This window comes from Curtobacterium sp. Leaf183, from assembly GCF_001424385.1.
Lineage (GTDB): Bacteria > Actinomycetota > Actinomycetes > Actinomycetales > Microbacteriaceae > Curtobacterium.
In genome coordinates, this window is the sequence record NZ_LMPO01000007.1 from 288577 (window position 1) to 310705 (window position 22129).

General features: G+C 68.7%; 22 protein-coding genes. All 22 read left to right on the plus strand.

From position 1 onward, the window contains the following. Positions 1-12: 12 nt before the first annotated feature. The 22 genes from ASG04_RS17040 (at position 13) to rplC (ending at position 22128) form a co-directional block, all read left to right on the plus strand. The gene (locus ASG04_RS17040; RefSeq protein WP_082517833.1) at positions 13-1620 is read left to right on the plus strand and encodes a PilT/PilU family type 4a pilus ATPase; all 1608 of its coding nucleotides are present in this window, start codon (positions 13-15) and stop codon (positions 1618-1620) included. Then, positions 1620-2843 carry a type II secretion system F family protein gene (locus ASG04_RS05825; RefSeq protein WP_082517834.1) on the plus strand — a complete coding sequence of 408 codons (1224 nt, stop codon included), beginning with the start codon at positions 1620-1622 and terminating at the stop codon, positions 2841-2843. The genes ASG04_RS17040 and ASG04_RS05825 overlap by 1 nt, the downstream gene beginning before the upstream one ends. A gap of 186 nt (positions 2844-3029) precedes the next feature. Further along, positions 3030-3458, plus strand: a complete 429-nt coding sequence (locus ASG04_RS18015) for a prepilin-type N-terminal cleavage/methylation domain-containing protein (RefSeq protein WP_321164478.1) — start codon at positions 3030-3032, stop codon at positions 3456-3458. 80 nt (positions 3459-3538) lie between these two features. Next, complete coding sequence (locus ASG04_RS05835; protein ID WP_156463547.1) at positions 3539-4999, plus strand: prepilin-type N-terminal cleavage/methylation domain-containing protein; 1461 nt, start codon at positions 3539-3541, stop codon at positions 4997-4999. Continuing rightward, positions 4996-5700 (plus strand): type II secretion system protein J, encoded by a 705-nt coding sequence (locus ASG04_RS05840; RefSeq protein ID WP_056121378.1) that lies wholly within the window; start codon positions 4996-4998, stop codon positions 5698-5700. The genes ASG04_RS05835 and ASG04_RS05840 overlap by 4 nt, the downstream gene beginning before the upstream one ends. After that, positions 5697-7601 carry a hypothetical protein gene (locus ASG04_RS05845; protein WP_056121380.1) on the plus strand — a complete coding sequence of 635 codons (1905 nt, stop codon included), beginning with the start codon at positions 5697-5699 and terminating at the stop codon, positions 7599-7601. Before ASG04_RS05840 ends, ASG04_RS05845 begins: the two co-directional genes overlap by 4 nt. Continuing rightward, the gene (locus ASG04_RS05850; protein ID WP_056121628.1) at positions 7598-8428 is read left to right on the plus strand and encodes a prepilin peptidase; all 831 of its coding nucleotides are present in this window, start codon (positions 7598-7600) and stop codon (positions 8426-8428) included. Before ASG04_RS05845 ends, ASG04_RS05850 begins: the two co-directional genes overlap by 4 nt. Positions 8429-8470: 42 nt before the next feature. After that, positions 8471-9523 carry a type IV pilus assembly protein PilM gene (gene pilM, locus ASG04_RS05855; RefSeq protein WP_056121381.1) on the plus strand — a complete coding sequence of 351 codons (1053 nt, stop codon included), beginning with the start codon at positions 8471-8473 and terminating at the stop codon, positions 9521-9523. Next, positions 9520-10245, plus strand: a complete 726-nt coding sequence (locus ASG04_RS05860) for a hypothetical protein (RefSeq protein WP_156463549.1) — start codon at positions 9520-9522, stop codon at positions 10243-10245. The genes pilM and ASG04_RS05860 overlap by 4 nt, the downstream gene beginning before the upstream one ends. Beyond that, positions 10242-10970 carry a hypothetical protein gene (locus ASG04_RS05865; protein WP_056121385.1) on the plus strand — a complete coding sequence of 243 codons (729 nt, stop codon included), beginning with the start codon at positions 10242-10244 and terminating at the stop codon, positions 10968-10970. The genes ASG04_RS05860 and ASG04_RS05865 overlap by 4 nt, the downstream gene beginning before the upstream one ends. A 201-nt stretch (positions 10971-11171) precedes the next feature. Continuing rightward, positions 11172-11747, plus strand: a complete 576-nt coding sequence (locus tag ASG04_RS05870; RefSeq protein ID WP_156463550.1) for a CBU_0592 family membrane protein — start codon at positions 11172-11174, stop codon at positions 11745-11747. A gap of 43 nt (positions 11748-11790) precedes the next feature. Further along, positions 11791-12228, plus strand: coding sequence for a DUF6121 family protein (locus tag ASG04_RS05875; protein WP_056121389.1), 438 nt, complete (start codon positions 11791-11793; stop codon positions 12226-12228). Between the two features lie 49 nt (positions 12229-12277). Further along, positions 12278-13447, plus strand: coding sequence for a hypothetical protein (locus ASG04_RS05880; protein ID WP_056121391.1), 1170 nt, complete (start codon positions 12278-12280; stop codon positions 13445-13447). 291 nt (positions 13448-13738) lie between these two features. Then, positions 13739-14107, plus strand: coding sequence for a 30S ribosomal protein S12 (rpsL, locus tag ASG04_RS05885; RefSeq protein ID WP_056121393.1), 369 nt, complete (start codon positions 13739-13741; stop codon positions 14105-14107). A gap of 4 nt (positions 14108-14111) precedes the next feature. Then, positions 14112-14582: a 30S ribosomal protein S7 gene (gene rpsG / locus ASG04_RS05890; protein WP_056121395.1), complete on the plus strand. Its 471-nt coding sequence runs from the start codon at positions 14112-14114 to the stop codon at positions 14580-14582. Positions 14583-14669: 87 nt separating this feature from the next. Continuing rightward, the gene (gene fusA, locus ASG04_RS05895; RefSeq protein ID WP_056121398.1) at positions 14670-16787 is read left to right on the plus strand and encodes an elongation factor G; all 2118 of its coding nucleotides are present in this window, start codon (positions 14670-14672) and stop codon (positions 16785-16787) included. Between the two features lie 155 nt (positions 16788-16942). Then, on the plus strand, positions 16943-18130 hold the full coding sequence (tuf, locus tag ASG04_RS05900) for an elongation factor Tu (RefSeq protein ID WP_056121401.1): 1188 nt from the start codon (positions 16943-16945) through the stop codon (positions 18128-18130). Positions 18131-18274: 144 nt separating this feature from the next. After that, on the plus strand, positions 18275-18526 hold the full coding sequence (locus ASG04_RS05905) for an Rv0909 family putative TA system antitoxin (protein ID WP_056121402.1): 252 nt from the start codon (positions 18275-18277) through the stop codon (positions 18524-18526). Positions 18527-18585: 59 nt separating this feature from the next. Beyond that, a complete protein-coding gene (locus tag ASG04_RS05910) occupies positions 18586-19563 on the plus strand; it encodes a DNA topoisomerase IB (RefSeq protein ID WP_056121405.1) in 978 nt (325 codons plus the stop codon). A gap of 202 nt (positions 19564-19765) precedes the next feature. Continuing rightward, complete coding sequence (locus ASG04_RS05915) at positions 19766-20482, plus strand: DarT ssDNA thymidine ADP-ribosyltransferase family protein (RefSeq protein ID WP_056121408.1); 717 nt, start codon at positions 19766-19768, stop codon at positions 20480-20482. 667 nt (positions 20483-21149) lie between these two features. Further along, positions 21150-21458, plus strand: a complete 309-nt coding sequence (rpsJ, locus tag ASG04_RS05920) for a 30S ribosomal protein S10 (RefSeq protein ID WP_017885534.1) — start codon at positions 21150-21152, stop codon at positions 21456-21458. Between the two features lie 13 nt (positions 21459-21471). Continuing rightward, a complete protein-coding gene (gene rplC, locus ASG04_RS05925) occupies positions 21472-22128 on the plus strand; it encodes a 50S ribosomal protein L3 (protein ID WP_056121411.1) in 657 nt (218 codons plus the stop codon). Position 22129: the final 1 nt, after the last annotated feature.

Below are 22129 nucleotides of genomic sequence, written 5' to 3' on the forward strand. Positions count from 1 at the left end.
GAGGAGAGAACGATGACCGACTCCGTCTACGACATCACCGACGCGAACGAACCGATCGCTGGCTGGCACCCGGGCCGCCCGGGCACCGAGGTCGGCTCGCGTCGCGCGGCCCGTCTCGCCCAGGCAGCCGAGGGACACGCGCAGCCGTTCGCCGGACCGGCGGGTGGTCTGGCCGCGGCTCCGGCCGCACCAGCGGTTCCGGTGTACGACCTGGCCGACGACCTCGCCGCGTGGCCGGCTCCTTCCGGTGCGCCGGTGGCCGTCCCGGTCGCGCAGCCGTCCGGTGCCGCGACGCCGTCCGGTGCGGCGACGCCGTCCGCCGCGGTGCCGCCGTCCACTGCCAGCTACGGGTACGCCGACGCGGTGACCCAGCACCTGCCGACGGCGTCTGTGCAGGCGACCACGGTCCTCCCGACCGTCGGCGCCGCCGTCGGTGTGCAGGAGATCGACTTCAGCCGCCACGCGCGCGAGGTCGCGGATCCCGACCTGATCACCGCGCTGGCCCAGGTCGTCTACCAGGGGGCGTCCGACCTGCACGTCACCGCCGACGCACCGCCCACCGTCCGCGTCGACGGCTCGCTCCGACCGGCCGTCCCCGGCGGACCCTGGTCCCGCAACAAGGTCATCGCCGCGCTGAAGACCGTCATGACCGTCGAGCAGGCCGGCACGTTCGACCACGAGCAGGAACTCGACTTCGCGTACTCGCTGTCGCCCGAGTACCGCTTCCGCGTCAACTTCTACCAGCAGCGCGGCAACTGGGGCGCGGCGTTCCGCATCATCCCCACCAAGATCAAGACGCTGAAGCAGCTGGGCATCCCCGAGCACGTCGGCGACTTCGCCAAGCTGCCCCGCGGACTCGTGCTCGTCACCGGGCCGACCGGTTCGGGCAAGTCGACCACCCTCGCGGCGCTCATCGACCTGGTGAACGAGACGCGTGCCGACCACATCGTGACGGTCGAGGACCCGATCGAGTTCATGCACGACCACAAGCGGGCGATCATCAACCAGCGCGAGGTCGGCGCGGACACGCACTCGTTCGCCCGGGCCCTGAAGCACGTGCTGCGGCAGGACCCCGACGTCATCCTGATCGGCGAGCTGCGCGACCTCGAGACCATCTCGGTGGCGCTCACCGCCGCCGAGACCGGGCACCTGGTGTTCGCGACCCTGCACACGCAGAGTGCCCCCGGCACCATCGACCGCGTGATCGACGTGTTCCCGCCGCATCAGCAGGGCCAGATCCGCACCCAGCTCGCATCGACGCTCGAGGGCGTCGTCTGTCAGACCCTCGTGCCGAAGGCCACCGGCTCAGGCCGCGTCGTCGCGACCGAGATCATGACCACCACCCCCGCGATCGGCAACCTGATCCGCGAGGGCAAGACCTACCAGATCACCTCGGCGATGCAGGCCGGTCGTGACCTCGGCATGCACACGATGGACCAGGACCTCGCCGAGCTCGTCAACGTCGGCACCGTCACCCGCGCCGCCGCGATGGAGAAGGTCCACGACCACGAAGGGTTCGACCGGCTCGTCCAGCGCGTCGAGTCCCCGTCCGACTCGTCCGCCGCGGCCATCGCCGCGAGCGAGATCGACTTCGGCGACAAGTTCTCCGGAGGCCACTGATGTCGCTCGCGTTCGACTACCGGGGCCGTGACGGGGGCGGCAAGCTCGTCAAGGGGCGGCTCGACGCAGCGTCCGAGGGTGCGGTCGTGCAGCGGCTGCGCACGATGGGGGTCTCGCCGATCGCCATCACCGAGGCCAAGGCCGGCACGGGGCTGCAGACCGAGATCCACATCCGCGCGCTCGAGAAGGGCGTCGGGCTCAAGGACCTGGCGATCATGTCGCGACAGGCCTCGACGATGCTGTCGTCCGGCCTGTCCCTGCTGCGTGCGCTGACGATCCTCGCGGACCAGACCGAGAACAAGAAGCTCAAGGGCATCCTCGGCAAGGTGCGCGACGACGTCGAGCGCGGCGTCTCGTTCTCCGACGCCGTCGCGAAGTACCCCGTCGACTTCCCCCCGATCATGATCAACATGATCCGTGCCGGCGAGACCGGCGGTTTCCTCGACCAGGCGATGGACTCCATCGCCACGAACTTCGAGAAGGAGCACAAGCTCCGCTCGACGATCAAGTCGGCGATGACCTACCCCGTCGTCGTGCTCGTGATGTCACTCGTCGCGGTGGTCGTCATGCTCGTCTTCATCGTGCCGGTCTTCCAGGACATGTTCTCCTCGCTCGGCGGGCAGCTGCCGCTCCCGACGCAGATCCTGGTCACGCTGTCGCACGCCATGCGGTGGGGCGCGCCCGTCCTGGCCGTGGCGGTCGTCGTCGGGTGGCTCTGGTACCGGTCGAACAAGAACACCGACCGGTTCCGTGCGTTCCGCGACCCGATCATGCTGCGGATGCCGGTCTTCGGCGCATTGTCGAAGAAGATCGTGATCGCCCGGTTCGCCCGGAACTTCTCGAACATGATCGGCTCCGGCGTGCCCATTCTTCAAGCACTGAAGATCGTCGGGGAAGTGTCGAACAACTTCGTCGTACAGAAAGCCGTCGAGCGCGTCGCAGAAAGCGTCCGGAAAGGCGAATCGATCGCCGAACCACTCGCCAAGGAGAAAGTGTTCCCGAGCATGGTCGCGCAGATGGTCGCGGTCGGCGAGGACGCCGGTTCCCTCGAGGTGATGCTCGAGAAGATCGCGGTGTTCTACGACTCCGAAGTGGAATCGACCACCGAGGCACTGACCTCGCTCATCGAGCCGCTGCTCATCGCCTTCCTCGGCGTGGTGGTCGGCGGCATGATCATCGCGCTCTACCTGCCGATCTTCCAGATCACGTCGTTGATCCACTGAACCTCCGGGCACCCCTCTGTCGGGGGTGGCTGCGGTGACGAATGCCCCCGCTACTGGGGGCATTTTGTTGCCCTCTCACCCCCCGTTCTCGGGATTACGCCCAGAATGTGCCCCGAATACGCTTGTCACCGGCGGCGAGCAAAGCCCCACAATCCTCCACGACATTCCCAGAAGAATGGAACAACCATGTACTTCGCTCTCATGGGCAAGCTCGACGCTCGCCGTAAGGGACTCCTCGCCGAGGAGGAGAAGGGCTTCACCCTGATCGAACTCCTCGTCGTCGTCATCATCATCGGCATCCTCGCGGCGATCGCGATCCCGGTGTACCTGAACGTGCAGAACAACGCGAAGGACGCGACGGTCAAGTCCGACCTGGCGAACGCGAAGACCGCGGTCATCGCGTTCCAGACGGACAAGAACGGCAAGCTGCCGACCTCGACCGAGTTCAACACTCCCGCAACGATGACCCCGTACGGCTGGACCAAGAGCACGGACACGAGTTTCACGTACGCACCGGCAACCACCGGCTCGACGTTCTCGATCTGTGCCGTCGGTGCGACCACGACCAGCTACAAGATCACCGACACGACGGCTGCCGCCCCCGGAACCTGCTGATCCGAGTGACTCCCCGGGGGCGGTTCGTCTGACGACGGGCCGCCCCTTGCTCGAACCCGACGACGCCCGAGGAGGTGACCATGTTCCAGCGCATCCACCGCGTGCTGCGACCGATCGACCCCGCCGACCGCGAGTCGGGCATGTCGATCATCGAGGTCATGGTCGCCATGATGGTCTTCGCGGTGATGTCCGTGGGGATCGCCTACGGCATCGCGAACACGCTCCAGCTCACCCAGACCAGCCGCGGTCGCGAGACCGCGGTGGCACTGGCGTCCCAGGACATCGACCAGCTGCGGCAGACCGCCGCGGGCTCGACGGCGGGCATCTTCAAGGTCGTCGGCGCGGCCGGGGCCGACAACACCAAGACCATCGGCGGGGTCACCTACCAGATCGACCGCACCGTGAAGTGGGTCCAGAGCGACGGCGCGAGCGGCGCCTGCGGCACGTCGAACGGCAAGCTCGCCTACAAGAGCGTCGTCGAGAAGGTGTCGTGGCCGAACCCGCGCACCGGCACGTCGTCGACGACGGTCTCGTCGGCGATCGCGCCGAGCGACGCGGTGACGGACCCCGGGTACGGCACGGTGATCGTCTCCGTCGTGAACGCATCCGGAGCGCCCTTCGCCGGTGTCTCCATCACGATCACGCCGGTGAGCGGCAGCGGCGGCGCGGCGCTGTCGACCCCGGCGCTGCCCACGGACACCCAGGGCTGCTCGTACGCCGTCAACGTCGTCCCGGGCGACTACACCGTCACGGCGACCACCGCCGGCGGCATCGACACGAGCCAGGGGCAGCCGTCCAAGCAGTCGCCGATCACGGTCAGCGCCGGGGCGAGCTCACCCGTCCCCTTCGTCTACGACACCGCGAGCCCGCTCACCCTCCAGTACGCGGCCCCCTACGGCGCGACGCTCCCCTCGAACATGGTGACGGTGCTCTCGAGTTCGGTGGGCGGTCTGGACACGGTCAAGCCGTGGGACGTGACGAACACCGCACTCGTCGTCACGTCGGCATCCAGGCCGAGCCTGCCGGTCTTCCCGTTCACGTCCGGGTACACCGTGTACGCCGGGCCGTACTCGAACAGCACGAGTTCGAGCACCTCATGCCTCAGCCCCAACCCCGCAGCATGGACGACCCCGGGACAGACCGGCGCGATCGGCACGAGTCCGCCGGTCGTGACGACGAGTCCGGGAAGTCCCGCGAACGCCTCGGTGATGATGGGCGTCGCGACGGTCAAGGGCGTCAAGGGCCGGTACGTCACCGCCGTCTCGTCGGCGAGTGCCGGGGCCGGCGACCCGGGGTGCTCCGCCGGCATGACGATGAACTTCCCGGTGTCGACCGGTGACACCGCCACGATCGCGCTGCCGTTCGGGACCTGGACGATCTCCTCCGGCACCAGCTTCGGCTCGACCACCAGGAACGAGATCGCGTCGAACGCGTCGAACGTCAAGCCGGTCACCCCGGGCAACGTCAACCAGAAGACGGCCCTCATCATCATCAACTACGACAACACGCTGACGCTCGACCCGCGCGGGCAGACCTCGTGAGCGCCCTCGGTCGGCGGGTCCACGACGACCAGGCGGGCGTCTCCCTCGTCGAGGTCATCGTGGCCGTGAGCATCTCGCTCGTCATCCTGCTGGCCGTCGGCGGGTTCTTCACCGCCACCCTCCGTGCCGGCTCGACGAACACGACGTCGGACCAGAACGCCCGATCGGCGTCGATCGTCATGAACTCCGTGACGCGCTACGTCCACGCAGCGAGCCTGGTGCCGAAGGCCGACGGGTCCTACGCCGGAGCGGTGACCCAGGCGACGGGGACGCAGCTCACCTTCACCGCCTTCATCAACCTCGACGGCAGCAGCACGGACAACCCGGTCCAGGTGCGCTACTCCCTCAACGCCGCACGACAGCTCGTGCAGGACCAGTGGGCGGGAACGGCGACCAACGGGTTCTGGTCCTTCCCGCCTCCGACCCAGACACCGACCCGGTCCGTGGTCCTGGGCGGCCCGGTCGCCTCGCCCACGGCGGAGGGCGACTTGCTCTTCACGTACCTGGGGGCTGACGGCAACGCGCTCCCGACGCAGGCGGACGGAGCCCTCACGGCGTCCCAGCTCGGCAGCATCCGCGCGGTCCGCACGAACCTCGAACTCGGTTCGACGACCGCCGGCGCATCGGGGAACACCCGCATCCAGAACACGCTGTACCTCTTCAACGTGGTCTACGGCACGAACATCGGAGCCACACCGTGATCCGCTGGATCCACGACCGCCTCGTGCGCGGGCACCAGGACGAACGCGGCATGGTCCTGGCCAACGTCATCATCTTCGGCACGGTCATGATGCTGCTGGTCGCGACCATGGTGGCCGTCTCGACGTCGGGAGCGATCAAGTCCGCGACCGACCGCAACTTCCAGAACGCCATGACGGCCGCCTACGCCGGACTGGCCGACTACCAGGCCAAGCTCTCGAACGACAACGGGTACGCGCTGTACGGCGACGCGAACGCGCAGTTCAGCAAGACCAGCGGCTCCGCGTTCACCGGCAACGACGACAACACGGCGTTCACGAGCAGTGGGTCGACGTGGGCGCCGGTCGTCGGCTCCACGGACCAGTGGTACCGGTACGAGGTCGACAACTCGAACTACTCCGCGAAGGGCGTCCTGCGTGTCCGGGTGACCGGCAAGTCGGGCGGCAGCGTGCGCTCCCTGGTCGCGAACCTCAAGGGCGACGGGTTCATCAACTACCTGTACTTCACGAACTACGAGTCGTCCAACCCCGCGATCTCGGGGAGCTCCTGCACCACTGCCTACCAGTGGCAGTCCGGCGTGGCGAACAAGTGCCAGGCGGTGCAGTTCGCCGGGACCGACGTGCTCAACGGCCCGATCCGTTCCAACGACGTGTTCACCGCGGCGTGCTCCACCACCTTCAACGGATCGGTGGAGCAGCACGACGCCACGGTCCGCCCGTCGAGCGGCACCTGCGGCGGCACCTTCAACGGCGGTGCCGCGTCGGCCGTGCCGTACCTGGGGCTGCCGGCGCTGAACTCGAACATGTCGCAGGAGACCCGGACGGACATCCCGTCGACGGTCCCGCGACCCGGGTGTCTGTACACGGGCCCGACCCGCGTCGCGTTCCTCGGCAACGGGAAGATGACCGTCTGGTCGCCGTGGTCGAAGGCCACGCAGATCAAGGTGAGCTCCGGGTCCGGGGCTGTCACCGCCTCGGACGACACCGCGAAGGCGGCCTCGCTCTGCGGCGCGGTCGGTGACCTGCAGAGCGCGAACGGTGCGACGATCGCCACCCTGCCCTCGAACCTGATGTACGTCCAGGACGTGCCGTCCGCTGCGAACAACGTCAACACCTGGCCGACTGGGTCGTACCCGTCGAAGTACTCCAACACGTACTGCACGACGGCGGTCTCCGTGAAGAACGGCTCCGCGACCCTGACGCCGAACCAGGCATTCAGCAACGGCCAGGGCTTCCCCGCATCGGGGGAGTGGGTGAACGGCGGCAAGTCCTCGTCGGGCTCGACCTACCAGACCGGGTCGGCCTCGGACACGTACTCGTGCACGGCCGGCGACGTCTTCGTCAACGGCGGGTTCTCCGGCGCGATGACCATCGCGTCCTCGGGCACCATCTGGGTGACGGGCGACGTCACCTACGTCGACGGCACCGCCGACATCCTCGGTCTCGTCGGACAGAACGCGGTCGAGGTGTACAACCCGTCCAAGTGCACCTCGTACCCGATGACCGGTTCGTGGTGGGCCGGCTCCGTGACCGACTCCTCGCGCTGCAACAGCGCCGGCGTCGGGCTCCTGAACCGCTCCGGTGGGGTGGGGATCACAGTGAGTGCGGCGATCGCCAGCAACGCCGGGACCTTCTGGAACCAGAACTACGACATCGGACCGCAGCTCGGTGTCCTCAAGGTGATCGGCTCGATCGCGCAGAACTGGCGCGGTCCCGTCGCGACCACCGGCGGCACCGGGTTCTCCAAGAACTACGTCTACGACCAGCGGCTGCTGACGACGGCGCCGCCGAAGTTCCTGCAGCCGGTGTCGACGTCCTACGGGGTCACGACGCAGATCGAGGTGCAGTCCGCGTACCAGGTGGACGGGACCTGCGCGAAGACGAGCGCCGGGGTGTGTCGATGAGCGAGATGGCCTTCTCCACGCTCGTGGCCGGACTGTTCGGACTGGTGATCGGGTCGTTCCTCAACGTGGTCGTCTACCGGGTGCCGGCGGGGCTGTCCGTCGTCGCACCGGCGAGCGCCTGCCCCCGATGTGACCACGCCATCCGTCGCCGGGACAACGTGCCGGTCCTCTCGTGGCTGGTGCTCCGCGGTCGCTGTCGCGACTGCGGCGCCGGCATCTCGGCACGGTACCCCGCGGTGGAACTGGGGACGGCGCTGCTCTTCGCGCTCGTCGGGGCGACCGTTGCGTCCCCCTTCGCGGGCATCGACGCGACGCAGTCGACCGGGCGGGCGATCGTGCTGGTCGCCTTCCTGTACCTGATGGCGGTCAGCGTGGCGTTGGCCCTCATCGACCTCGACGTCCATCGGCTCCCGAACGCGATCGTCTACCCGTCGTTCATCGTCCTCCTGGTCCTCTTCGCCGGTGCGAGTGCCGTGACCGGCGACTGGGAGGCGCTCTTGCGGGCGCTCGCGGGGAGCGCCGTGCTCGGCGTCGGCTACCTGGTGCTGGCGTTCACCGCACCCAACGCGATGGGCCTCGGCGACGTGAAGCTCGCCTTCGTCCTGGGTCTCGCACTCGCGTACCTCGGATGGGGACCCCTCGCAGTGGGTGCTTTCGGAGCGTTCATGGTCGGCGGTACCGTCGCGATCGCGCTCCTCACACTCCGCCTCGTGCGGTGGCGTGGGGGCGTGCCGTTCGGTCCGTCCATGCTCACCGGTGCCTGGATCGGGATCCTGTTCGGTGACCGGCTCTGGGCGTCGTACCTCGCGCTCCTCGGCCTCGCCTGAGCACCCGGACCTCCGCAACCGACCAGCAAGGAGACCAGCATCATGGGCAAGAGCATCGTCGGCCTCGACATCGCCGGGTCCTCCATCCGCGCTGTCGAGGTCGCGGACGCCGACCGTGCGCGACCCACGGTCGTCCGCTTCGCCGAGGTCCCGACTCCCGAGGGGTCCGTCAGCCGGGGTGAGGTCCTCGAGCCGAACACCGTCGCGAACGCGCTCAAGCAGCTCTGGTCGATCGGCAAGTTCCGCTCCCGCGACGTGATGCTCGGGATGGGCAACCAGCGCGTCCTCTCCCGCGACCTGACCGTGCCTCGCGCACCGCTCGCACAGATCCGCGAGAGCCTGCCGTTCCAGGTGCAGGACATGCTGCCGGTGCCGGTGGGGGACGCCATCCTCGACTTCTACCCGATCTCCGAGGGGGAGAGCGAGGGCGGCCCGGTGCTGCACGGGCTCCTCATCGCGGCGATCAAGGACGCGGTCCTGGCGAACGTCCGAGCGGCGCAGCTGGCCGGGCTGAACACGGTCGGCGTCGACCTGATCCCGTTCGCGCTCACCCGGGTGCTCGTCGGCCGGCAGCAGCACCGCGGGACCACCGCACTCGTCCAGCTGGGGGCCGACACCACCAGCGTCGTCCTGGTGACGGACGGAACACCGCAGTTCGTCCGCATCATCCCCAGCGGCGGCAACGACATCACGAAGGCCCTCGCGAACCGCCTCGAGATCTCGTTCGAGCAGGCCGAGTCCGTGAAGCGGCACCTGGGGATCGGACGTTCTGCCCGGACCCCCGACGACGCGAGGGCGATCGCCGCGACGTTCGACGCGGTCAACGAGCTCATGGCGAGCCTCCGGAACACGATCAGCTACTTCGTGAACACCCGACCGAGCGACGCGGTGTCCCGCATCGTCGTCACCGGCGGCGGGTCACGGCTCATCGGTCTGCGCGAGGCGCTGGCGGACTACACGCACCTGCCGGTCGAGATCGGCGCCGCCTTCGCAGGCACGAGTCTCGGGCGGACGATCCGCGACGAGGACATCGCCGAACACGGCGACACGATCGCTGTGGCCTACGGCCTCGCAGTGGGAGGCAGAGCAGCATGACGACCACCGATGCACGCCCGGTGACGGTTCCCGACGCCGCTCCGGAGCGGCCCCGACGGGTGCGCGGCAAGTCCGCTGCGGCGGAGGTCGGCCGTGAACCCCACGTCGACCTCCTGCCCGCCGAAGTCCACGTCGACCGGCGTGCTCGAGGGATCGCACGTCGAGCATGGCTCGGCGTCGTCCTGGCGGCCGCGGTCGTCGTCCTCGGGGCCGGTGGGGCGGTGGCACACGAGATGGCCACTGCGGCCGACCTGCGATCGGCGCAGGCCGAGACGTCGACGCTCCTCGCGCAGCAACAGCGGTTCGCCGAGGTCCGCGCTGCTGAACAGCAGACGCAGCTGCTCCGGGCCGGACAGGCCGTGGGTGGTGCGACCGAGATCAACTGGGGCGACACGCTCACGAGTCTGCAGACGGCGCTCCCGACGGACGTCGAGATCAGCGCGATGACGATCGCCGCCGCCGACGCGACCACCCCGTTCTCCCAGTCGACCGCCGCACTCGCGCAGTCGCGCGTCGCCACCCTCAGCATCACGGTGAAGTCGCCGGAGATCCCGGCCGTCCCGGACTGGAACGAACGCCTGTCGTCCCTCACCGGGTACCTGGACTCGTCGATCTCCTCGATCTCGTACGAGAAGGAGAAGGCCCGGTACAGCTCGGTGATCGAGCTGCAGCTCGGCGAGAAGGCATTCGACGGCAAGTACACGAAGGACGCGGACCGATGAACAAGAACCGTCTCTCGCTCGTCGTCGCCCTGGCGGTGTCCGCGGTCGTCCTCGCCGGCGGCTGGTTCCTGGGCGTGCAGCCGCAGCTCGCCATGGCCTCCGCGAACGGGACCCAGCAGCAGACGATCGACGCCACCAACGGCAAGAACCGCATCGAGCTCGCGCGACTCGCGAAGGCATTCACGACGCTCGACAGCACCAAGGCGGAGCTGTCGGGGCTACAGGCGTCGATCCCGGCGACCACCGACACGGGCCCCTTCATCCGTTCGCTCTACTCCTATGCGGAGGCGACGGACGTGCGGATCACGAGCGTGACGTTCGCCGACCCGAAGCCCTACGCACCCGAGGCGAGCGCGGCAGGGGCTCCCGCGAGCGCAGCGTCGAGCGCGACCCCGAGCGCGACCCCGAGCCCGACCGCCAGCGCGACCCCGTCGGCGCCCGCGAGTGCCGCTGCCGCGTTGCCGCAGGCGGTCCTCCCCCACAGCGACCCCGAGATCACCGGCGCGAACTTCACCGTCATCGGCGTGGACCTGTCCGTCGACGGGTCGTACGACCAGGCGCTCGCGTTCACGAAGGCAGTCCAGGGGGGAGACCGACTGTTCCTGGTCAGCGACATCGCCGCGGCCAGCACGGACGAACTCCCGCCGATGGACGCGCAGTCGTGGTCGCTGACCGGTGAGATCTACGTGCTCACCGATCCCTCCGCGACCCCCGCCGCAGGCTGACCCACCCGTCCACACCACCCCTCCACAGCACCCCGCCAACTGGGGCCGTCCACACCGCGCCGGGTCCTCTTCCGCAACGCCTGTCGCTGTGCGTACGATGCTCGTGATGCCGCGTCCCGCGGCTCACCCCACCCTCGCGAACGGCCAGCTCGATCCGGTCGTTCCTCGTCGTGCCCGGAGTCGCGCGTGTTGTCTGGAATCGTGGAGTTCCTCGGCTGGTTCGGAGCCGTAACCGTATTAGCTGGTTACATTCTGTTCTCGACGGGCAAGCTCCCGAACGGCCCCGTCTACCAGTTGTTCAACCTGGTCGGAGGGGTCTCGGTCGCGATCAACGTCGCCGCCCACCACGCCGTCCCGTCCACCATCGTGAACGGGATCTGGGCGATCGTAGCGGTCGTCGTCCTGGTCCGGATGGCCAGAGCACGCCGGGCCGCCCGACGGACCGGCCTCGAGCCCACCAGAGAACTGCACGCCGAGCCGCCGGCGACGACCGCGGTGCTGCCCGTGATCGGCCCTGCCGTCCACGCGCACGACGCCGCGGCGACGGCCGTGACGGACGCCACCCCGAGCCTCCAGGACGTGCCGGCGCTCACCGAATCGGAGCGAGCCCACCGTGAGCCAGCCGCCCCGATGACCGCGAGCGTCCCCGTCATCACCGCGACCATCGCACTGGCCCTCGTCAGCGCAGCCCAGGAGCAGCACCGCGCGCAGCGCGACGCGCAGCCCGGCGCCCGGCGGGACGACCAACAGGCCACGGCCGCAGACCGCGTCGGCTGACCATCCGGCAGCACCCGCCCCTCCCCGGCGATACGATCACCCCATGTCCCGATGGCTCGTGGCGACGATGACGTCCGTCCTCTTCATCGCCCTCGTGATCGCGGTGACCGGCTTCGAGGCGCTGCTCGCGAACGTCGAGGTCATCGCGCAGACCGACGCCACCCCCTACCTCGGCCCCGCGATGGTCGTGGGCGGCGCCGTCGTGGTGTTCATCGCGACGGCGCTCGGCGTGCGCGAGGGCAACCCCGGCGTCACCGGGCTCGTCGCCGCCGCGACCACGTACCTCGTCATGCTCGGCGTCGGCGCCGTCGGCTACGCCCTGATCCGCCGTGACGTGACGGAGCTGCTCGTCTTCCCCGCCGGCTACGCACTCGGGCCGTTCGTCGTCGGTTCGGTCGTGGTCGCGATCCTGTCCGTGGTCGGCGGTGTCACGGTCGCCAGGCACCAGCGCGACAGTCCGGGTGACGCGGGTCGTCGCTAGGCTGCAGGATGCCGGAGCGCGACTCCGGCGACGACGCAACGGGGGACCGATGACCGATCAGCAGCACACGCCGGACAACCCCGGCGCCGGGGACGCACACGACCGCGACGGGTGGGGGTCCGTCCCGGAGGTGTCCTCGATCAGCGGCGCTCACGACGTCCCGCAGCCCCTCGCCGGACCGGCGTCACGACCGCGCCGTCGCCTCGGACGCGGCGCCCTGGTCGGCATCGTCGCCGGGGGCGCGGCCGTCGTCCTCCTGCTGGTCGCCGGTGTCGTCGGGTACGCCGTCGGCACAGACTCGCACTCTGCCGACCGTCCGGTCCGGGCCTTCCTCGACGACCTGTCGGCCGGCCGGGTCGACGACGCGCTCACCGCGGCCGGCGTCCGGCACACCAAGTCCGACGTCCTGCTGACCGACGCCGCCTACCGCAAGGCGAACGACCGCGTGACCGGGTACCGCATCACCGCCGTGCGACAGGACGGCGACACCGCCACGGTGGGCGCGTACATGACACAGGCCGGCCGACAGGTCCCCGCGACCTTCACGCTCGACAAGACCGGCACCGACTGGGGCGTGTTCCCGAAGTGGCAGCTGCAGGCTCCGCGTCTCGGCGCGGTCGACGTCCAGGTCCAGGGGCCGCCGAAGTCGACGGTCACCGTCGCCGGGCAGCGGGCGACCACCGACGCGTCCGGTGCGTTGACGCTCACGGCCCTGCCGGGCTCCTACCCGGTGGCGGTCGACGGCGGCAAGTGGTTCACCGCCGACACCCAGACCGCGGCGGTCCGGGGCTTCTCCGGCACGGCGAGCAGTCCGGTGTCGCTCAGCACCACGCTGACCGACGCGGGCAGACAGGCCGCCACGGACGCGGTCAACGCCTGGGTGGACGGCTGTGTCGCGTCGACGTCGACCAAGCCCGACGGCTGCAGCTTCTACGCGTACGGCGAGAACCCGGCGAACACGTACACCAACCAGAAGTGGACGCTCGACTCCCGACCCACGATCTCCGTCGACGGCTGGCTGTCCAAGGGGTGGGCCGTCACGACCTCGTCCTTCGGTTCCGCCACGTACACCGCGGACTTCACCGGACCCGCCGGAGCCGGCACCGCCACTGCCGGGCCCATCAACGTCAACGCCAGCGGCTACGTCACCGGCTTCTCGGACACCGGCGCCACGTTCGAGTCCGCGATCGGCAACGGGTCCTCAGACACCGGTTCCTGAGTCCGGCCCACGCGCCCGGCCCACCGGCCTGGGCACCGCACAGGAGGCCCGGCTCCGCTCCCGGCGGACAGTCACCGTGGGCGGGTGCCCGGGATTGATTTCGCCGGGTCCCACAGGTAGGCTCTCTCGGGTGTGCGCCTTCGGGCGCGCCGCGAAGTCCGGCGGGTCGAAGACCTCGATCCGGACAGTCCGCCCCCAATCCACGTCCGCCGGTTCGGCGGTCGTCTGCGTGGGCGAGGATGCCGACGGTCCGCGTCGGCCAGAGAACACGAGCGAGAACCAGGAGAACAGTTGCCTACCATCCAGCAGCTCGTTCGCAAGGGTCGGAGCCCCAAGGTCGTCAAGACCAAGGCACCGGCGCTGAAGGCGAACCCCCAGCAGCGTGGCGTGTGCACCCGCGTCTACACCACCACCCCCAAGAAGCCGAACTCGGCACTGCGCAAGGTCGCTCGTGTCAAGCTCTCGAACGGCACCGAGGTCACGGCCTACATCCCGGGTGAGGGCCACAACCTGCAGGAGCACTCGATGGTGCTCGTCCGCGGCGGTCGTGTGAAGGACCTCCCCGGCGTGCGCTACAAGATCATCCGCGGCGCCCTCGACACGCAGGCCGTCAAGAACCGCAAGCAGGCCCGTAGCCGCTACGGCGCGAAGAAGGGTTGATCACATGCCTCGTAAGGGACCGGCCCCCAAGCGCCCCGTCGTCGCAGACCCCGTCTACGGCGCACCGATCGTCAGCCAGCTCGTCAACAAGATCCTGCTGGACGGCAAGAAGGGTCTCGCTGAGCGCATCGTCTACGACGCACTCGAAGGCGTGACCGCCAAGAACCAGCAGGACGCCGTCGTCACGCTCAAGAAGGCGCTCGACAACGTCCGACCGACCCTCGAGGTCCGCAGCCGCCGTGTCGGTGGCTCGACCTACCAGGTCCCGGTCGAGGTCAAGCCGCACCGTGCGAACACGCTGGCCCTGCGCTGGCTGACCTCGTACGCCAAGGCCCGCCGCGAGAAGACGATGACCGAGCGTCTCATGAACGAGATCCTCGACGCGTCGAACGGTCTCGGCGCCGCTGTCAAGCGTCGTGAAGACACCCACAAGATGGCCGAGTCGAACAAGGCCTTCGCGCACTACCGCTGGTAGTCACCGGCATCGTCCGGGCGCCGGCGGTCAAGAACCCCGGCGCCCGGACGGACGCCATCTCTCCTACAACTCTTCCGGAGGAACCCTGTGGCACAGGACGTGCTCACCGACCTGAACAAGGTCCGCAACATCGGCATCATGGCGCACATCGATGCTGGCAAGACCACGACGACCGAGCGCATCCTGTTCTACACGGGCATCACGCACAAGATCGGTGAGGTCCACGACGGCGCAGCCACGATGGACTGGATGGCGCAGGAGCAGGAGCGCGGCATCACGATCACGTCGGCCGCGACGACCTGCTTCTGGGACAACAACCAGATCAACATCATCGACACCCCGGGTCACGTCGACTTCACGGTCGAGGTGGAGCGCTCGCTCCGCGTCCTCGACGGTGCCGTCGCCGTGTTCGACGGGAAAGAGGGCGTCGAGCCCCAGTCGGAGACCGTGTGGCGTCAGGCTGACAAGTACAACGTCCCGCGCATCTGCTTCGTCAACAAGATGGACAAGCTCGGCGCGGACTTCTACTTCACCGTCGACACGATCGTGAACCGCCTCGGCGCCGAGCCGCTCGTGCTGCAGCTCCCGATCGGTGCGGAGTCCTCCTTCGAGGGCGTCGTCGACCTGGTCGAGATGCGTGCACTCACCTGGCGCGGCGACGCGAAGGGTGACGTCCAGATGGGCGCGAAGTACGAGATCGAAGAGATCCCGGCTGACCTCGCCGACCGCGCTGCCGAGTACCGCGAGAAGCTCATCGAGCGCGTGGCCGAGGCCAACGACGAGCTCATGGAGCGCTACCTCGAGGGCGACACGGACTTCTCGGTCGCCGAGATCAAGTCCGCGATCCGCACGCTGACCGTCAACAGCGAGATCTACCCGGTCCTCTGTGGCTCGGCGTTCAAGAACCGCGGCGTCCAGCCGATGCTCGACGCGGTCATCGACTACCTGCCCTCGCCGCTCGACGTCCCGCCGATGATCGGCCACGACGTCAAGGACGAAGAGAAGGAGATCATCCGCAAGCCGGATTCCTCCGAGCCCTTCTCGGCGTTGGCCTTCAAGGTCGCCGTGCACCCGTTCTTCGGTCGCCTGACCTACGTCCGCGTGTACTCCGGCCACATCGAGTCCGGTGCACAGGTCATCAACTCGACCAAGGGCAAGAAGGAGCGCATCGGCAAGATCTTCCAGATGCACTCCAACAAGGAGAACCCGGTCGACAACGTCACCGCCGGTCACATCTACGCGGTCATCGGCCTCAAGGACACGACCACGGGCGACACGCTCTGCGACCCGCAGGACCAGGTCGTCCTCGAGTCGATGACGTTCCCGGAGCCGGTCATCGAGGTCGCGATCGAGCCGAAGACCAAGGCTGACCAGGAGAAGCTCTCCACGGCCATCCAGAAGCTCGCCGAAGAGGACCCGACGTTCCGCGTCGAGCTCAACCCGGAGACCGGTCAGACCACGATCAAGGGCATGGGCGAGCTCCACCTCGACATCCTGGTCGACCGCATGAAGCGTGAGTTCCACGTCGAGGCGAACGTCGGCAAGCCCCAGGTGGCCTACCGCGAGACCCTCACGAAGGTCGTCGAGCGCTACGACTACACCCACAAGAAGCAGACCGGTGGCTCCGGTCAGTTCGCGAAGGTGCAGATCGCGCTCGAGCCGATGGAGGTCACCTCCGAGAAGGTCTACGAGTTCGTGAACGCCGTCACCGGTGGTCGCGTCCCCCGTGAGTACATCCCCTCGGTGGACGCTGGCATCCAGGACGCCATGCAGGTCGGCATCCTCGCCGGCTACCCGACGGTGGGCGTGAAGGCGACCCTCAAGGACGGCGCGGCGCACGACGTCGACTCGTCCGAGATGGCGTTCAAGATCGCCGGCTCGATCGCGTACAAGGAAGCGGCTCGCAAGGCCGGTCCGGTCATCCTCGAGCCGATCATGGCCGTCGAGGTCCGTACGCCCGAGGAGTACATGGGCGACGTGATCGGTGACCTCAGCTCCCGTCGTGGCAACATCGCCGCGATGGAGGACGCCTCGGGCGTCAAGGTGGTCCGCGCGAGCGTGCCGCTGTCCGAGATGTTCGGCTACGTCGGAGACCTTCGTTCGAAGACCTCCGGTCGTGCCGTCTACTCGATGACCTTCGAGACCTACAACCAGGTCCCGTCGAACGTCGCCGAGGAGATCGTCGCGAAGGCCAAGGGCGAATAACGCTCCAGAGCGTGTTCTCCACAGGCGGGGGAGCCCGGCGACGGGCCCCTCGCCACCAACTACAGTAAAAGACACACACACCGCGGACCACTCGCTCGCATCCCGACCGGGATGCCCCCGGGGGTGCCGCATCCGAGTCCTGAGGAGGACCCACAGTGGCCAAGGCCAAGTTCGAGCGCACCAAGCCGCACGTCAACATCGGAACCATCGGTCACGTCGACCACGGCAAGACCACGCTCACGGCGGCGATCACCAAGGTTCTGCACGACCAGTACCCGGACCTCAACGAGGCCCGCGACTTCGCTCAGATCGACAACGCTCCCGAAGAGCGCCAGCGCGGCATCACGATCAACATCTCGCACGTCGAGTACCAGACGGAGAAGCGCCACTACGCGCACGTCGACGCTCCTGGTCACGCCGACTACGTGAAGAACATGATCACCGGTGCGGCCCAGATGGACGGCGCGATCCTCGTGGTCGCCGCCACCGACGGTCCCATGCCCCAGACGCGTGAGCACGTGCTGCTCGCTCGCCAGGTCGGCGTGCCCTACATCGTCGTCGCGCTGAACAAGTCCGACATGGTGGACGACGAGGAGATCCTGGAGCTCGTCGAGCTCGAGGTCCGCGAGCTCCTCGGCTCGCAGGAGTTCGACGAGGACGCCCCCGTCGTGCAGGTGTCGGCGCTGAAGGCGCTCGACGGCGACGAGAAGTGGGTCAAGTCCGTCCAGGACCTGATGGCCGCTGTCGACGAGAGCGTGCCGGACCCCATCCGCGCCACCGACCAGCCCTTCCTGATGCCGATCGAGGACGTCTTCACGATCACCGGTCGTGGCACCGTCGTCACCGGTCGTGTCGAGCGTGGCGAGCTGGACCTCAACTCCGAGGTCGAGATCGTCGGCATCAAGGCGACCCAGAAGACCACGGTCACGGGCATCGAGATGTTCCGCAAGCTGCTGGACAAGGCAGTCGCCGGTGACAACACCGGTCTGCTCATCCGTGGCCTCAAGCGCGAGGACGTCGAGCGCGGCCAGGTCGTCGTGAAGCCGGGTTCGGTCACGCCGCACACCGAGTTCAAGGCGAACGCGTACATCCTGAACAAGGAAGAGGGCGGCCGTCACAACCCGTTCTACGCGAACTACCGCCCGCAGTTCTACTTCCGCACCACGGACGTCACCGGCGTCATCACGCTGCCCGAGGGCACCGAGATGGTCATGCCCGGCGACACCGTCTCCATGACCGTCGAGCTGATCCAGCCGATCGCCATGGAAGAGGGCCTCCGTTTCGCCATCCGTGAGGGTGGTCGTACGGTCGGCGCCGGTACGGTCGAGTCGATCATCAAGTAACTCGCTCCACCAGGTACAGCGGGGTCGGGCCTTCGGGCTCGGCCCCGCTGTCGTGTTCTCCCGCGCTTCCCGGACAGGACGCTCCCGGCGGAGCACGATGTGTCCCAGACGGCCGGAGGTCCCGACCGCGGACGAGGAGGCATCATGACCGGGTTCGACGACATCCAGAAGGACGTCTCCGCGAAGGCGGAAGCGGTGACCGACAGGGCGAAGGAGTTCGTGGACGCGAACCGGGACAAGATCGAGGCGGCCCTGCAGAGCGACCGGGTCGAGGACGTTTCGGACAAGATCATCCACGGCCTGGCCGACGGCATCAAGAAGGTCACCGGCGGCCGGTTCGACGAGCAGATCGACGAGGCCGCTGACAACGTCGACGGGCACATCGGCAAGGAGTGACCGCCGGCTGGCGGACCTGCCCGTGGTGACGCCCAGCCCACGCCGTGTTTGCTCGACGAGTGACACGTCTCCGCAGATCCAAGACCAACGGTCGTGGGTACCACCGGGTCCGCAGCGGGCGCGGCTTCAGCTTCCGCGACCCCGACGGCAACACCGTCACCGACCCCGTCATCCGCGCTCGCCTCGAGGAGTTCGTCATCCCGCCCGCGTGGGACGACGTGTGGATCTCGCCGTACGAGAACGGGCACATCCTGGCGACGGGGATCGACGGTGCCGGTCGACGCCAGTACATGTACCACCCGTCCTGGCGCGACCGGATGGACAAGATCAAGTACGACCGTGCGCTGGCGCTGGCGGAGTCGCTCCCCGCGGCACGTCGGATGGTCACCCAGGACCTGCGCCGACCCGAGCCGGATCAGCGACGGTCCCTCGCCGCGGCGTTCCGCATGCTCGACCAGGGGTCGCTGCGGGTCGGGTCCGAGCGGTACGCCACGGAGCACGGCAGCCGAGGGCTCTCGACCCTGCTGTGCGCCCACGCGAAGGTGTCCGGCGACGACATCGAGCTCTCGTTCCCCGGCAAGAGCCACCAGGAGTGGTCGTCGTCGATCCACGATCCGGACCTCGCCACCGTGATCGTGGGGATGAAGCGCCGGGGACCGAACGCGCGGCTGCTGTCGTACCGCGAGTCCCGCGGCGCGGAGTGGGAGCCACTGACGGCGGAGGACATCAACGCCTACGTCAAGGAACGCGCGGGCGACGACTTCACGGCGAAGGACTTCCGGACCCTGCACGGCACGGTGGCGGCGGCGATCGACCTGGCACAGACGGGGTTCCTCGGCGCCGCGACGAAGCGGAAGCAGGCGGTCTCGCACGCCGTCAAGGCCGCGAGCGAGGTCCTCGGGAACACCCCGACCGTCGCCAGGGCGAGCTACGTCGACCCCCGCCTGCTCGACGCCTACGAGCACGGCGAGACCATCGACCCGGAACGGATCCACGCCGCGGAGTCCGAAGTGCGGGCGTTGCTGTACCGCCAATGAGGGGATCGGCGCCGCAACTCCGTCCGGATGACGTAGCGTTGACCCTTGTGCCGTTCCACCCCCACGCGGCACGGAAGGACACACACCAGTCGTGACAGACGAGTGCATCCACGGATTCCCCACCGAGCTCTGCGACATCTGCGCGCCGCGCCAGCGTGACGTGCCGGAAGCCCCCAAGACCCCAGCCCCACGGCGCACGCGCGTGAGCACCTCGCTCCGCTCGACCCCGGGAGGCTCCCCAGCGCGGGCGAAGGCGACCGCGCTCCGCGTCGCCGAGCCCGACATGCCAGCGGCGCGCGTGTTCGGCACCCTGCGCGCGCACCACGTCACGCACATCGACAACTTCGACGGGATCGTGGCCGACCAGGCCATCTCGGCCGCCGACCGGGTCACCCCCTCGTACGACATCAGCTCGCCGGCCCTGCGTGAGCGTCGAGCGGCTGCCACGGCCCCGGACGGCACGTCGGTGTCCGGCCACGTGCCGTTCCTGCTCTCGCCCGACGGCGCCCGGTGGGACGAGGTCCGCCGTGGCGCGCACGACGAGTCGCAGTGGTCCGATGCCGCCCGCAGTGCCCGTGGGATCGACTACGTGGTCCTCGTCGTCCCGACGGCAGCCTTCGGGGCGTCCGTGATCCTCGCCGACACGGATGCCGACGCCGAGGACGCCCGCTTCGCCGTGGGACCCGAGGCTGCGGCGAACCTGCTGCGCCGGACGGACCTGACGGACCCGGAGATGCACGGTCTCGAGCTGCTCGCCGGGCCGAGCGTGCCGTTCTCCTCGGTCGCGGTCATCGGCGTCCCGAACGACCGCACGCGCCACGCGGTCAAGGACATCCTCTCCGAGCACGGCGGCCACGCGCCCCGCGTCGCGGTGTTCCCGCCGTGGTTCGTCCCGCCCGTCGTGCCCGACGAGGACTGACCGCCCGCTCCAGCGGCACCGCGCCCCCGTACCGACGTCGACCCGCCCCCGGGAACGACGGACCGTGCGGGGGCGCGGTCCGTCGCCACCGGCGACCGGCGGACGGGAGGCCCTGGTCGCCTCCGACGCGCCGGTGTCGCCCGATGGACGCGAGCGGACCGTCTGAGCCGCCGCCGGGCTGGTCCGGGGGCGCTGCGGACGCACCGTGCGGGACGGGACCGGGTCGGGCCTCCATGGCGGCACTTCCGCGGCGGGCCGCGGAAGCAGGGCCATCCCGACACGCCCGAACCGGCGCGACACGCCCGGGTTGCACGGATGGAGACCCTATGGGAGACTTGTCCGGTTCCGGAATTCCAGCGGGTTCGCGCCCGCAAGGATCACTGCTCTGGCAGTGCACAACCCCTCTGTCCAGCAGAGCTGGGTTGGGCCGCAGGCAGCAGAACAGTTCGAGTCCCATCACCGTGCCGGTCAGCCGGTGTGGCGGGAACGACACGTCCACGCGGGCCGTCGTGTGCACCACGGCATGACCGTCCGCGCGGTTGACAGGAGAACAGCGGTCATCCCCAGCGGATGCGTTGATCCACGTAAACAGCCAGGTCCGCACAGGGCGGAGCCAGGCGGTGTCAGGCGGCCTGAGGGTGCGCGGCGCAGAGAGGACAGAGAACACATGGCGGGACAGAAGATCCGCATCCGGCTCAAGTCGTACGACCACGAGGTCATCGACACGTCGGCCCGGAAGATCGTCGACACGGTGACCCGTGCCGGTGCGACCGTGGTCGGCCCGGTGCCGCTCCCCACCGAGAAGAACGTGATCGCAGTGATCCGTTCCCCTCACAAGTACAAGGACTCGCGCGAGCACTTCGAGAAGCGCACGCACAAGCGCGTCATCGACATCGTCGACCCGACGCCGAAGGCCGTCGACTCGCTCATGCGTCTCGACCTGCCGGCCGACGTCAACATCGAGATCAAGCTGTAAGGGGGCTGCACTGATGGCGAACACAACCAAGACCGTCAAGGGCCTCCTCGGCAAGAAGCTCGGGATGACCCAGGTGTGGGACGAGAACAACAAGTTCATCCCCGTCACCGTGATCGAGGTCGGCCCGAACGTGGTCACCCAGATCCGCAACGTCGAGCGCGACGGCTACGAGGCGATCCAGATCGCCGCTGGCCAGATCGACCCCCGCAAGGTGAACAAGCCGGCCGCTGGCCACTTCGAGGCCGCCGGGGTCACCCCGCGCCGCACCCTCACCGAGATCCGCACGTCGGACGCAGGCGAGTACACGCTGGGCCAGGAGCTCACCGTGGACGCCACGTTCGAGGCCGGCGCGAAGGTCGACGTCGTCGGCACGAGCAAGGGCAAGGGCTTCGCGGGTGTCATGAAGCGCCACGGCTTCCACGGCGTCGGCGCCTCGCACGGTGCGCACCGCAACCACCGCAAGCCCGGTTCGATCGGCGCCTCCTCGACCCCGTCGCGTGTCTTCAAGGGCATGCGCATGGCTGGTCGCATGGGTGGCGACCGCGTCACCGTCCTCAACCTCACGGTGCACGCCGTCGACGCCGAGAAGGGTCTGCTGCTCGTCAAGGGCGCCGTCCCCGGTGCTCGTGGCCGCTCCGTCTTCGTCCGCACCGCCGTGAAGGGTAAGTGAT

Coding starts and splice junctions, on each gene's coding strand:
- ASG04_RS05905 (WP_056121402.1), top strand. CDS start 18,275: ATGACCGGGTTCGACGACATCCAGAAGGACGTCTCCGCGAAGGCGGAA.
- rplC (WP_056121411.1), top strand. CDS start 21,472: ATGGCGAACACAACCAAGACCGTCAAGGGCCTCCTCGGCAAGAAGCTC.
- pilM (WP_056121381.1), top strand. CDS start 8,471: ATGGGCAAGAGCATCGTCGGCCTCGACATCGCCGGGTCCTCCATCCGC.
- ASG04_RS05850 (WP_056121628.1), top strand. CDS start 7,598: ATGAGCGAGATGGCCTTCTCCACGCTCGTGGCCGGACTGTTCGGACTG.
- ASG04_RS05835 (WP_156463547.1), top strand. CDS start 3,539: ATGTTCCAGCGCATCCACCGCGTGCTGCGACCGATCGACCCCGCCGAC.
- ASG04_RS05880 (WP_056121391.1), top strand. CDS start 12,278: ATGACCGATCAGCAGCACACGCCGGACAACCCCGGCGCCGGGGACGCA.
- ASG04_RS17040 (WP_082517833.1), top strand. CDS start 13: ATGACCGACTCCGTCTACGACATCACCGACGCGAACGAACCGATCGCT.
- ASG04_RS05875 (WP_056121389.1), top strand. CDS start 11,791: ATGTCCCGATGGCTCGTGGCGACGATGACGTCCGTCCTCTTCATCGCC.
- ASG04_RS05860 (WP_156463549.1), top strand. CDS start 9,520: ATGACGACCACCGATGCACGCCCGGTGACGGTTCCCGACGCCGCTCCG.
- ASG04_RS18015 (WP_321164478.1), top strand. CDS start 3,030: ATGTACTTCGCTCTCATGGGCAAGCTCGACGCTCGCCGTAAGGGACTC.
- ASG04_RS05825 (WP_082517834.1), top strand. CDS start 1,620: ATGTCGCTCGCGTTCGACTACCGGGGCCGTGACGGGGGCGGCAAGCTC.
- rpsG (WP_056121395.1), top strand. CDS start 14,112: ATGCCTCGTAAGGGACCGGCCCCCAAGCGCCCCGTCGTCGCAGACCCC.
- rpsJ (WP_017885534.1), top strand. CDS start 21,150: ATGGCGGGACAGAAGATCCGCATCCGGCTCAAGTCGTACGACCACGAG.
- ASG04_RS05865 (WP_056121385.1), top strand. CDS start 10,242: ATGAACAAGAACCGTCTCTCGCTCGTCGTCGCCCTGGCGGTGTCCGCG.